Origin of the sequence: Streptomyces sp. L-9-10 (genome assembly GCF_004151105.1) — a bacterium.
Classification (GTDB): Bacteria; Actinomycetota; Actinomycetes; order Streptomycetales; family Streptomycetaceae; genus Streptomyces.
The window spans coordinates 384770-397478 of sequence record NZ_PHRF01000027.1; the positions used below are offsets into that span (position 1 = coordinate 384770).

The 12709-nt window shown below is 72.5% G+C and carries 7 protein-coding genes; all 7 read left to right on the top strand.

Annotation, left to right across the window (positions count from 1 at the left end):
* The first annotated feature begins 10 nt into the window (after positions 1–10).
* Positions 11–346: a hypothetical protein gene (locus CU044_RS07865; RefSeq protein ID WP_129767712.1), complete on the top strand. Its 336-nt coding sequence runs from the start codon at positions 11–13 to the stop codon at positions 344–346.
* A complete protein-coding gene (locus tag CU044_RS07870) occupies positions 343–711 on the top strand; it encodes a GPW/gp25 family protein (protein ID WP_030352222.1) in 369 nt (122 codons plus the stop codon). The genes CU044_RS07865 and CU044_RS07870 overlap by 4 nt, the downstream gene beginning before the upstream one ends.
* Positions 708–3920, top strand: a complete 3213-nt coding sequence (locus CU044_RS07875; RefSeq protein ID WP_129767713.1) for a putative baseplate assembly protein — start codon at positions 708–710, stop codon at positions 3918–3920. Before CU044_RS07870 ends, CU044_RS07875 begins: the two co-directional genes overlap by 4 nt.
* On the top strand, positions 3917–7747 hold the full coding sequence (locus CU044_RS07880) for a putative baseplate assembly protein (RefSeq protein WP_129767714.1): 3831 nt from the start codon (positions 3917–3919) through the stop codon (positions 7745–7747). Before CU044_RS07875 ends, CU044_RS07880 begins: the two co-directional genes overlap by 4 nt.
* Positions 7744–9936 (top strand): hypothetical protein, encoded by a 2193-nt coding sequence (locus CU044_RS07885; RefSeq protein ID WP_129767715.1) that lies wholly within the window; start codon positions 7744–7746, stop codon positions 9934–9936. Before CU044_RS07880 ends, CU044_RS07885 begins: the two co-directional genes overlap by 4 nt.
* A gap of 83 nt (positions 9937–10019) precedes the next feature.
* Complete coding sequence (locus CU044_RS07890) at positions 10020–11630, top strand: DUF6519 domain-containing protein (RefSeq protein ID WP_129767716.1); 1611 nt, start codon at positions 10020–10022, stop codon at positions 11628–11630.
* A 31-nt stretch (positions 11631–11661) separates the two neighbouring features.
* Positions 11662–12543 (top strand): peptidoglycan-binding protein, encoded by an 882-nt coding sequence (locus CU044_RS07895; RefSeq protein ID WP_129767717.1) that lies wholly within the window; start codon positions 11662–11664, stop codon positions 12541–12543.
* The last annotated feature ends 166 nt before the right edge of the window (positions 12544–12709 follow it).

A 12709-nucleotide genomic window follows, 5' to 3' on the forward strand; every position in this document is an offset into this window, starting at 1 on the left:
GAGAGGTCTGTTGTCCGGGAATGTTGTGAACGGTGGGTCCACGATCAGCTGTCCGCACGGCGGCCGTGTCGTACCCGCCTCCGCCCGGTCGTCCGGTGTACGGATCGACGGCCTGCCGGTACCCACCGCCACCGATGTCTTCACCGTCACCGGCTGCCCGCACCACATCGACGGGGTCCCCCATCCGTGTGTCACGGTCCGCTGGACGCCCGAGCGCGGCGGTGTGCTGATCGACGGCGTGCCCGCCCTGCTCGACAGCACGTCCGCGCTCTGCTTCAGCGCCGCGCTGGTACCGCAGGGACCGCCGGTGATCACCCCCGTGACCCGGGGGGTGACCAGCCGATGAGGAGCGACATCGCTTTTCCCTTCCGTACCGACCGGCGCGGGCGCACCGCGCACGCCGACTACGACGACCATGTGCGGGATCTGATCGAGCAGTTGCTCTTCACCAGCCCCGGCGAGCGCGTGATGCGCCCCGACTTCGGCTGCGGTCTGCTCGATCTGGTCTTCACACCCAACAGCCCGGAACTGGCCTCCGCCCTGGAGCTGTCCGTGCAGGCGTCGCTCCAGCGCTGGCTGGGCGAACTGATCGAGGTGGAGGCGCTGGACGTGGTGAGCGAGGAGAACGTGGTGCGGGTGTATCTGCGCTATGTGGTGCGCTCCACCGCGAGCCGCCGCGACGAGGTGTTCGAGGGGAGCGGCCCGGTATGAGCGAGCCGAGCGATCAGCTGGTCTGCCGTACGGACGGCAGGCGTACGAAGGTACGGGCCGCGCGGCTCGGTGGTGTGGACGCGGTCGAGGTCGGTGACGACGGGCTGACTCTGACCGTCACGTTCCTCGGCAAGGCGCCCCACGGGCTCTGCCCGGAGAACATCAGGATCGACGGCGGCCGGCGGATCACCGGCATCGAGGCTGTCGAGGTGTCGGTGGAGCGCGAGGAGGACCCGGAGCTGGACGACCGGCTGTTCGTCACGCTCGACCGCACCGGTGACACCTCCCGCTACCGGCTCTCGGTGGTCGGGACGGATCCGTACGGACGGCCGGGCACCGAGCCGTTCCCGGGCTTCGACCAGCGGTACTTCCGGGCCGGCCTCGACTTCCGGGCGGACTGTCCCACCCCCTTCGACCGCGAGAAGGACGAGCGGGCCGACGGGGCGGCGCCCCCGCACACGACCGCACCCGCACCCGCACCCGCACCCGCACCCGTCATCGACTACACAGCGCGCGACTACGACACGATCCGCCGGCTGATTCTGGACCGGCTGGCGCTGACCACCCCGGGCTGGGTCGAGCGCAACGCCGCCGATCTCGGCACCACCCTGGTCGAACTCATCGCGCACACCGCGGATCTGATCAGCCATCAGCAGGACGCGGTCGCGACCGAGGCGTATCTCGACACGGCGCGGCGCCGGGTGTCCGTACGCCGCCATGTGCGGCTCATCGACTATCCGATGCACGACGGGGTCAACGCCCGCGCGTTCGTCACGGTCGAGACCGCGCGCCGGCTGACACTGCCGCCCGGTACGTTCCGCTTCGCCGCCGTCGACGTCCGTACGCCGGCGCCGCGTGACCGGCCCGAGATCGGTACGGTCATCGACGACCGGGATCTGGCCGTGCTGGGCGAACGTGGTTCCGTGGAGGTCTTCGAACCGGTCGTCGCCGAGGAGCCGTTGGTCCTCTCCCCCGAACACCACACCATCCGCTTCTGGACCTGGGGCGAGGAGGTGTGCGCGCTGCCCAGGGGAGCCACCGCCGCCACGCTCCGCGACGAGTGGGCGGACAAGGAGTCGGCGGACAAGGAGTGTGTGTCCCGGACGCTGGAGCTGTCGCCGGGCGATCTGCTGCTGATCGAGGAGGTACGGGGGCCGCGCTCCGGTACGCCCGGCGACGCCGATCCGGCGCACCGGCAGGCCGTACGCCTCACCTCCGTCACCCCGGGCGTGGACCGGCTGGCGGACCAGCCCGTCCTGGAGGTCACCTGGGCGCGGGAGGACGCGCTCGCCTTCCCCTTCTGTCTGTCCACACGCGGCGGTCCCGGCTGCGGGCCGGTCGAGGATGTGAGCGTGGCGCGCGGGAACGTCGTGCTCGTCGACCACGGCCGTTCGCTGACCTTCCACGGCGGCGCGGCCCAGACGGTCACCGTCCCGCCGGCGCCCGCCGTCCTCGGTTCCTGTGCGCCGTCGGGCTTCGGCTGCTGGGACGGGGACGCCGGGAACGCGACGGCCGCGCTCATCAACACCCGTATCGAACAGGCGCATTGTGGACGTTCGCTGACGGCCGATCAGGTCCGCGAGCTGTTCACCGTCGTCGGTGAGAATGCGACGGTACGCGCGGGGCTCACGCTGGAGCTGGCGGGGCGCCGACGGGAGAAGGTCGTCCCCGGCACCGCGTACGCCCAGGCGGAGGCGCTGGCGACCCTGCTGGCGCAGGTCGTCTATCCGGGCATCCGGCCGCGCTTCCGGCCGGTGCTCGACCGCTCCCCCGTCGCCCAGTCCGTACCGTTCCCGGAGCCCCGGCATGTCTCGGCCGGACAGGCCGACAGGCTGGCGGCGATCGGGGGCCGGGTGCGGGAGCGGCTGGTGGAGCTGTGGCGCAGTGCCCGCGACCACGACGGACTGGCGGACCGTGAGATCAACGAGCTGACCGTGCTGTTCGGGCTGCGGGTGCTGGAACGTCTTGAGCTGCGGCGCCATCCGGTGCGCGCGCTGCGCGAGTTGCTGCACCGCAGCGAGCGTTTGCTCGCCGCGAAGCTGCGGCGGCTCGAAGTTCTGGGCGCGCGGGCGCGCGCGGGCACGGTGCTCGACGGCACCATCGCCTGGGAGATCGCGCACAGTTGGGGCCCGGCGTACGCGGTCGGACTGCATCCCGGTGAGGCGGTACTGCGCGGGCCCGCCGCGGCCCTCGTACAGGATCCTCGGGCCGCGCTGCCCGCGGTGCGTGTCACGGACGGCGACACGTCCTGGGCGCCCCGGCGGGATCTGCTCTCCAGCGGCCCGCGCGACCGGCACTTCGTCGGTGAGCTGGAGGACGACGGGCGGATCGCCCTGCGGTTCGGCGACGGCCGGTACGGTGCGCGACCGCGACCGGGTGCCCGGCTGGAGCTGCACTACCGGCTCGGCGGTGGCACGGCGGGCAATGTCGGCGCGGAGGCCATCAACCATCTGGTGCTGAGCCGTGATCCCGACGCGTCCGACGCCGGGGAGCCGATGCCGGTGGCGGGGGTGCGCAATCCGCTGCCGGCCGTCGGCGGTACGGAGCCCGAACCCATCGATCAGGTGCGCCAGTTGGCGCCGCTCGACCTCAAGCGCTCGCGGCTGCGCGCCGTCACCGCCGAGGACTACGCGGCGCTGGCGACGGGGCTCCCCGGGGTGCGGCGCGCGGCGGCGGAGATCCGCTGGACGGGCAGTGTCCAGGAGGCGCAGGTCGCCGTCGACGCGCTGGGGACCGGCGATCCCTCCCCCGAGCTGCTCGACTCGGTGTCGTACGCCCTGGAGAGCTACCGCCGGATCGGCCATGACCTGGTCGTCGGCCCCGCCAGGAACGTGCCGCTGGACATCGCTCTCACGGTGTGTGCCGCGCCCGGCCATCAGCACGGGCAGATCCTGGCCGAGCTGTACCGGCTGCTGGGCAGCCGGCGGCTGTCGGGCGGCCGGCTCGGCTTCTTCCACCCCGACGCGCTGACCTTCGGCGAACCGGTGCGGCTCAGCAGGCTGGTGGCCGTCGCGGCGGCCGTCCAGGGCGTGGAGAGCGTACGAGTGACTCGGCTGATCCGGCTCTTCGACGAGGGCCCGGACGACGACACCGCACTGGAGGAAGGCGTGCTGCGGCTCGGCCCGCTGGAGATCGCGCGGTGCGACAACGACCCCGACCGGCCCGAGAACGGCCGGCTGTCCATCGAACTGACCGGAGGCGCACGATGAGCGACACCCGCACCTGCGGCTGCGGCTGCGGTGGGCACGACGAGCGCCACGCGCCCCCGCCGCTGTACAACCCGCCGGGCCGGACGGCCCTCGACTACCGGGTCGGTGAGTACGGTACGTTCCTCGCGGCCATGCTCGACCGGCTGTCCTCCCCCGCCTACCCCGCGCTGCGCGGGCTGACCGTCCGTACCCCGGACGACCCGGCGATCGGGCTGCTCGACTCCTGGGCGGTCGTCGGTGATCTCCTCACGTTCCACTCCGAGCGGATCGCCGAGGAGGGGTATCTCCGTACGGCACGTGAGTACCGGTCGCTGGCCCTGCTGGGGCGGCTGGTCGGGCACCGGCCACGGCCCGGTATCGCCGCCGACACCCATCTCGTGTACACCCTGGACCGCGATCCGCGCGCCGCGGACCTGCCGGTGCTGATCCCGCGCGGCGCGCGCAGCAACAGCGTGCCCGCCTCGGCGGACGAGGAGTCGCGGACGTTCGAGACCAGTGAGGACCTGACGGCCAGGTGGGCGTGGAACGAGCTGGCGGTACGCCGGCGCCGGCCCGCCCTGCTCACCCCGGACGATCTGCGCGAGCGGTCCGAGATCCAGGTGTCCGGAACGGCCGTCTCGCTCCGGACCGGTGACAAACTGCTGTTCGTCTTCGGCGCGGACGCGGAGACGGCCGGGCAGCGGCTGCTGCTGCCGGTCGCGCGGGTCCGGATCGACCGGGACGACGAGGTGACGGCGATCGGGCTGCCGCAGTCCGCGCCGCCGTCGCTCGCCGAGCTGGTGGCGGAGCTGCGCGAGTGGATCACCGAGGACGGGCGGGAGTCGGAGGAGGGCGATCCCACCCCCGAGAACCCCAATCCGCGCCCCGTCAGCCTGATCATCGAGGAGTTCGACACGCAGGTGCTGGCGCCGCTGCGCGCCGATCTGGACGGCATCGCGTCCCCGGCGGCGTTCGCCCGGCGGCTCGCGGATCCGCGTGAGCGGCTGGCCGAGGCGCAGGCCGTGGCGGCTCCGTACGAGGAGGTCGTGGCCTGGTTCGAGCAGCTGGAGGCCGTGGTCGGCGAACTGATGGAGCGGGCGGCCGGGTTGGAGCCCTCGCAGCCCGTGCCACCGGCCCCCGCGGACGCCCCCTTAAGCGCCACCACGAACGCCACGGCGAGCACACCCGTACACACACCCGCGCACGCCGGGGCGGCGGACTCCCCCGCCATGCGGGCGCTCGGCGCCATACTGCCCGCGCTGCGTTCCCGGGTCGTCAAACCGCCGTCCGGGGCACGCGCGCTGTCGCACGACCCGGCGCGGCTCTTCGCACAGGGCTCCGACCTCGGCGCGCGGCTGCTCTCCGCTCTCGACCCGCGCATCGCGGACGGGATGTACACGGCGTGGCGCAACGCCGCCCCGGCCGTGCCCGCGCTGCTGCGCGAGCTTCAGGCGATGCGGGTGACCGGGGCTCCGTTCGGGGCGACGGCGCCGCTCAAGCCCGTCCAGGACGAGCGCGGGCGGGTCATCCGGCAGACCGACTGGCCGCTGGGCGGCTCGTCCCTCACCACCATGCGGATCGTGTACGACGCCGCGGGCCGGGTGCCGGTACGCGCCGAGTTCCAGCACACGGAGACCGGCTCGTCCGTTCAGCGGTCGGAGAATCTGCCCGCCGAGATCACCTTCGATCTGGCGCCCGGCCGGGTCTCGCTGGTGACGCGTACCGCCCAGGACCGCGATCTGAGCTGGCTGTCCCGGCGCCCGGCCGACTCCCAGGAGCCGGGCGTGACCGCCCAGTTGCTGCCCGGTCTTCCCGAGCGGACACTCTTCGTCTCCCGGCCGGGCGAGGACGGCCGGGTCCATGTCGCCGTGCACAACGGCGAGGCCCAGGAGTGGTGGCTCGCTCCCGGAGAGCACAAGCAGGTCACCCACGCGGGCCTGGAGCTGACCGTGCGGTACACCGTCGGCAGCGAGCCCGCGAACGTCGAGATCGGTCTCGCGACCGTTCCCGAGCAGGCCAACCGCCATGTCCTGCCGCTCGATTCCGTGCAGGAGGGCATCACGGTCGGCAGCTGGGTCGCGGTCGAGCGGCCCCGCAAGGGCGCCGAGGGTCCCGACGGGATCCCGGGCGACAAGAAGCTCGCGTTCCTGACCACCCGCGTGACCGCCGTACGCACCGCCGCGTACACCAACTACGGCATCACCGGCCGGGGCACCGAACTGACGCTCGCCGACCCCTGGCTGGACGAGCACGACGTGCTGCTCTCCACGATCCGTGACACCACCGTGCACGCGGGCGGTGAGGCGCTGCGGCTCGCCGACGAACCACTGGGCGAGGATGTCCACGGCAATGAACTCGAACTGGCCGAGCTGTACGACGGGTTGCTGCCGGGACGGTATCTGATCGTGTCGGGCGAGCGCACCGACATCCCGCACACGGCCGGGGTGCGGGGCACCGAACTGGCCGTGATCGCGGCGGTGGAGCAGGCGCTGGACCCCCGGCTGCCCGGTGACCATGTCCATACGAAGCTCACGCTCACCACGGACCTGGCCCACCGCTACCGCCGTGACACGGTGCGGGTCCGGGGCAATGTGGTGCCCGCGTCGCACGGCGAGAGCCGCGACGAGCCGATCGGCAGCGGCGACGCCGGCCGGATCAACCAGACGTTCGCTCTCTGGCAGTCACCGCTGACCTGGCTGCCGGCCGACAATCCGCTGGGCGCCACGCCCACCCTTGAGGTACGGGTCGACGGTCTGCTCTGGCACGCGGTGGACAGCCTGGCCGGACGGGGTCCGAGCGACCGGGTGTATGTCACCGGCACGGCCGCGGACGGGCGGACGACGGTGACCTTCGGCGACGGGGTGTCCGGCGCCCGGCTGCCCTCCGGGCACGAGAACGTACGGGCCCGGTACCGCTTCGGCACCGGCAGCGCCGCCAACGTCGCAGCGGACCGGATCACCCAGGCCGTCACCCGGCCGCTGGGCATCACGGCCGTCACCAATCCGCAGCCCGCCACGGGCGGCGCGGACGCCGACGGTCCCGGTCTGACCCGGCGCACGATCCCGCTCGCGGTCTCCGCTCTGGACCGGCTCGTGTCCATCAGGGACTACGAGGACTTCGCCCGCTCCCGGGCGGGCATCGGCCGGGCCGCCGCCCGCGAGATCTTCGACGGACGGCGTCGGGTGCTGCATATGACGGTCGCCGGGGTCGATGACATCGCGATCGCCGAGGACTCCGAGGTGCTGGGCGCCCTTCGGTCCTCGCTCGCCCGCTACGGCGACTCGCGCCTGCCCGTGCGGGTGGACGTACGCGAGTTGGTGCTGCTGCTGCTCGCCGCGCGGGTGAAGGTGGCGCGTGATCACACCTGGAGCGTGGTCGAACCCCGGCTGCGCCAGGCACTGCTGAATGAATTCGGCAGCGGGCGAAGGGAGTTGGGTCAACCGGCCCGGCTCTCGGACGTACTGGCGACGGCGCACCGGGTGCCCGGTGTGGACTATGTGGATGTCGATGTCTTCACCGGGGTACCGGCGTCGGTCACTCCGGAGGAGCTGATCGCCCTCGCGGCGCTGCCGGACCGGCCGCGCCAGACGGTCCCGGCGCGGCTCGCCACGTACGACGAGGACGTGCACGTGGTCACCGGGCAGGACGGCGAGACGCTCACCCGGATCGCCGGCCGGTACGGCATCCCACTGGCCGGACTGCTGCGGCTGAACCCGGACATCACCGATACACGGCGGCTCGCGAAGGGCCGGGCGGTGTGTGTCTTCCGGGGCATCAGGCCGGCCCAGCTCGCCCTGTTGTCACCGCATGTCGCCGACACGCTGATTCTGACGGAGGTCACCGCATGAGCAGGGAACCGGACGGGCTCGCGGAGATGCTCCCGCAGTGGCACCGGCTGCGCGACGCCGAGGGCGGGGAGCCGCTGCGCGCGCTGCTCGCGGTGATCGCCGAGCAGGTCGACCGGGTCCGCGACGGGGTCGAACAGAGCTATGAGGACTGGTTCGTGGAGACCGCGGCGCCCTGGGTGCTGCCGTATCTCGGCGATCTGGTCGGCTACACCCCGCTGCCCGGCTACGAGCGGATGCTCGCGGAGGGGCTGGAGAGCGGCGGGAGCGCCGAGGAGGCGCGCGACCGGCTCGCCGAGGCCCTGGCGCCGCGCGGCGATGTCGCCGCGACCGTCGCCAACCGGCGGCGCAAGGGCACCCTGGCGCTGCTGGAGGAGCTGGCCGAGGACGTGGCGGGCCTGCCCGCGCGGGCCGTGGAGTTCTCCCGGCTCCTCGCGCACCATCAGCCGGTCAGGCTGTACGGATCGGGGACGGCGGCCGTGAACGCGCGCCGGCGGGAACGCGGCCGGCTCGTGGACGTACGGGAGGGCGCGGCGCTGGATCTCGCGGGCGGCCCGTTCGGCACGGTCGCGCGGTCGGTGGACGTACGGCGGGCCGGTTCCGCGCGTACGCCGGGCGGCCACTCCCCGGCGGGGGTCGGCCTGTTCGTGTGGCGGCTGAAGCCGTACCACCTGACCAAGGCGCCCGCGTACTGCGTCGACCGGGCCCGTCACCTCTACACGTTCTCGATCCTGGGCAATGACACCCCGCTGGTCACCAGGCCGGTGCCGGAGCCCTCGGCCACCCATGTCGCGACCATCGACAACGTCCCCGCCTTCATCCGCCGCAGGCAGCTCGCCGACCGGCTCGCGGACCACTACGGTCCCGGCAGGAGTTTCACGGTGTGGCGCGACGGCCAGGACGAGCCGGTGGCGCCGGCGGATCTCGTGGTGGCGGATCTGACGGACTGGCGCTACCGGCCCAAGCGCGGACAGGTCGCCGTCGATCCGGAGCTGGGCCGGATCGCCTTCGGCCCGCGCTCCGCGCCGCGCCAGGGCGTCTGGGTCACCTACCACCACGCGTTCGCGGACGACACGGGCGGCGGTGAGTACCCGCGCGACCGGGAGACACCGGCGTCCGCGGCGGTCTACCGGGTGGGCCCCGGCCGGCCGTACCAGCGGATCATGGACGCGTACGGGCAGTGGCGCTCGGACCGGCGGGCCGGACACTGCGGGCCCGACGGGCTGATCGAGATCACGCACAGCGGCGCCTACCAGGAACAGCTGGACTTCGATCTGGAGCCCGGCGACCGGCTGGAGGTGCGGGCGGCCGAGGGCACCCGGCCGGTGATCCGGCTGCTCGACTGGTACAGCAACCGGCCGGACGCGCTCAACATCCGGGCGCGGGAGGAAGGCCGGACGCGGGACGGCGACGGGCAGGAGGACGCGGGCCCGGCTCCCCGTATCGTGCTGGACGGTCTGCTGATCACCGGGCGCGGGCTCCATGTCGCCGGTCCCATGGGCGCGGTCGTGCTGCGGCACTGCACGCTCGTACCCGGCTGGTCGCTGGAGCCGCACTGCGCGCCGCACTCCCCCGAGGAACCGAGTCTGGTGCTGGACAGGACCACCGCGTGCGTGGAGATCGAACGGTGTGTCCTCGGCACCATCGAGGTGATCGGCGACGAGGTGGGGCACGACCCGCTGCCCCTCCATATCCGCGACAGTGTCCTGGACGCCACCGGCCATGACAGGGCGGCCCTGTCCGCCCCGGACTGCCGGCACGCCCACGCCGTACTGCACGCGCACCGCACCACCGTCATCGGGGAGGTCCACACGCACGCGGTGGCGATCGCCGAGAACTCCGTCTTCACCGGGGCGCTGCGAGTGGCCAGGCGGGGCGTCGGGTGCGTGCGGTTCTCGTACGTACCGCCCGGTTCGCGCACTCCGCGCCGCCATCGCTGCCAGCCGGACCTGGTGGGCGGCGAAGAGGCCGCGCGGGTACGGCCGTTGTTCACCAGTGAGCGGTACGGCACGCCCGCGTACGGGCAGTTGGCGGCCGGGGGTGCGGAGGAGATCAAGCGGGGCGCCGAGGACGGCTCCGAGATGGGCGCCTTCCACGATCTCTACGAGCCGCAGCGCCTGGACAGTCTGCGGGCGCGGCTCGCCGAGTACACCCCGGCCGGTACCGACGCGGGGATCGTCACCGTGACGTGAGCCCTCCTTCCTCCATGTGCCCTGTGCAGCAACCCCGTAGCCCGCGCGACCGAATGCCGAACTTCCGAGGGGGACCCCTTCCCATGCACGCAGATATCTCCCGCAACACCTTCCGGCCCGACCGGCACTACTCGGCGGTGATCGCCCAGCAGGGACGCGTCCAGCTCGACGCGGACGCCAACGAACAGGCCGCGATCCAGCTGCACCAGGCCCGTACCCTCGCCGCCGATCTGATCGGGCGGCACGGCGGTCCGCGCGGTGCCACGGGATTCGCGCTGGGTTTCGTGGGCGGCGGCCGGGAGCTGGACGATCTGTCCATCGCGGGCGGCCGTTACTACGTGGACGGCATCCTGGTGGACGCGACACGTCCGGCGCCCGGCGTGCCCGTCGACGATGACGCGGCCCCGGCCGAGGACGGTGACCAGGACGCTCCGGCGGCGCCGGAAGCACCGGCCACCTGGACATACTGGGACCAGCCCGACGCCTATCGCGACCCGGAGCGGCCCGGCGACCGGCTGCCCACCCAATTCCCCTACCTGGCCTATCTGAAGGTATGGGAGCGTTCGGTCACGGCGGCCGAGGACCCGCTGCTGCGGGAGGTCGCGCTGGGCTCGGCGATGCCCGACACGGCGGCCAGGCTCAGGGTCGTCTGGCAGGTGCTGCCGCTTCCGGGCGAGCGGCTGGAGCTGGATCCGGCGGACGGAACGCCGCAGGAGCAGGCCCGCGCGGCGTTCACCACGTGGGTGGCGGCCCAGGCGCCGACGGCACGGATGGCGGCGCGCGGCCGGCGGCCCGAGCACGCGGACGAGGACCCGTGCCTGGTGAAGCCGGACGCGCGGTACCGGGGCCCGGAGAACCAGCTGTACCGGGTGGAGATCCATCAGGGCGGGGCGGCGAAGGACGCGACGTTCAAGTGGTCCAGGGAGAACGGTTCGGTGACCTTCCCGGTCGACGGACTCGACGGTACGTGGGTGGAGCTTGCCTCGCTCGGCGGTGACGACAAGCTCGATCTGAACGTCGGCGACCAGGTCGAGTTCGCCGACACCGCGTATCTGAGCGGGGGCGAGCCGCTGCCGCTGCTCAGGGTGGAGGAGGTCGACCTGCCGGGACGGCGCGTACGGCTCTCCGCCGAACCGGACCCTTCGGTGGGACGCCGGCCCGAGCTGCACCCGTTCCTGCGCCGCTGGGACCACCGGCCCGCATCGCACCAGAGCGGTGGCACGGGCCAGTCGGGCCGTACGAAGCGGGGCGCCGCGAAGCCGCGCGACGGCGCGCTGCGGATCGAGGAGGGCGGCTGGCTGCCGCTGGAGGACGGCGTTCTCGTCTACTTCGAGCCGGGGAGGACGTATCGCTCCGGCGACTTCTGGACCGTTCCCGCGCGTACCGCCACCGGCGATGTGGAGTGGCCCAGGGACGCGGCCCGCAGGCCGCTGCTCCGCGCCCCCAGCGGGGTCCAGTACCACTACGCGCCGCTCGCCTGGGTGTTCGGCGAAGGGTCCGCCGCCGATCTGCGGCTGGCGTTCGCTCCGCTGGCCACCGCGATCCCCGCGGCGGACGAAGCCGACCTGGCGGCGGAGACGGCGGCCGAGGAAGAGGCCGTCGCCGCCGAACTGGCCGCGGCGGACGGCACGGCGGGGTCTGCGTCGGAACAGCCCAGCGGGGAACAGAACAGCGAGGAAGAGAAAGAAAACTGACTGGACGTCAGAAAAACGAAGGAGTGCCACGATGGCAACACCTCTGTCCGCCACCAAACTGCTGCAAGTACTCCGTAACGAAGGTCTGCGCGTCGTCGAGCACCGGAGCTGGCGCACGCACAACCGCAACCACAAGGGTCCGTGGGGGCCGATGCACGGGGTGATGGTCCATCACACCGTGACGTCGGGTACGCAGAGTTCCGTGGAGCTCTGCTACAACGGCCATTCGAGCCTGCCGGGCCCGCTGTGCCACGGTGTGATCGCCAAGGACGGCACGGTCTACCTGGTCGGCAACGGCCGGGCCAACCACGCCGGGCTCGGCGACGACGACGTACTGCGCGCGGTGATCAACGAGTCGGGGCTGCCCGCCGACAACGAGGCCAACACCGACGGCAACCGCTACTTCTACGGCTTCGAGTGCGTCAACCTGGGCGACGGCAAGGACCCGTGGCCGGCCGCCCAGTTGGAGGCGATAGAGAAGGCCGCGGCGGCCATCTGCCGGGCACACGGCTGGACTCAGCGCTCGGTGATCGGTCATAAGGAGTGGCAGCCGGGGAAGATCGACCCGCGCGGTTTCACGATGGACTCGATGCGCCAGCGAATAGGCGACCGGCTCGGCGGCAAGCCGGACGGCCCCTCGACTCCGCCGCCCAAACCCCCGGCGAAGCTCGAACCGTTCCCCGGGGCCGCGTTCTTCGCGGTCGGCCGGCGCAGCGCCGTGATCACGGCGATGGGCAAGCGGCTGGTCGCGGAGGGGTGCGGACGGTACGAGGTGGGCCCGGGGCCGGAATGGACCGAGGCCGACCGCAAGTCGTACTCGGCCTGGCAGCGCAAGCTCGGCTACTCGGGGAGCGACGCCGACGGTGTGCCGGGCAAGACGAGCTGGGACAAGCTCAAGGTGCCCAACGTCTGATCCGGTGATCTGGCGCGGTGATCCGACGTGGTGATCCGACGTGGTGATCCGACGCTGTCGCCTGATGCGGTTACCTGATCGCTGTCGCCTGATGCCGTGAGCTGATGTGGTGCGCTGAGCCACCGCACGGCACCGCGCACCGCGCACCGGCCGGATGCCCCTGTGA

Bases quoted from the DNA above. Each gene is read 5' to 3' on its own strand.
- CU044_RS07870 (WP_030352222.1), top strand. From the start codon at position 343: ATGAGGAGCGACATCGCTTTTCCCTTCCGTACCGACCGGCGCGGGCGC.
- CU044_RS07875 (WP_129767713.1), top strand. From the start codon at position 708: ATGAGCGAGCCGAGCGATCAGCTGGTCTGCCGTACGGACGGCAGGCGT.
- CU044_RS07880 (WP_129767714.1), top strand. From the start codon at position 3,917: ATGAGCGACACCCGCACCTGCGGCTGCGGCTGCGGTGGGCACGACGAG.
- CU044_RS07885 (WP_129767715.1), top strand. From the start codon at position 7,744: ATGAGCAGGGAACCGGACGGGCTCGCGGAGATGCTCCCGCAGTGGCAC.
- CU044_RS07890 (WP_129767716.1), top strand. From the start codon at position 10,020: ATGCACGCAGATATCTCCCGCAACACCTTCCGGCCCGACCGGCACTAC.
- CU044_RS07895 (WP_129767717.1), top strand. From the start codon at position 11,662: ATGGCAACACCTCTGTCCGCCACCAAACTGCTGCAAGTACTCCGTAAC.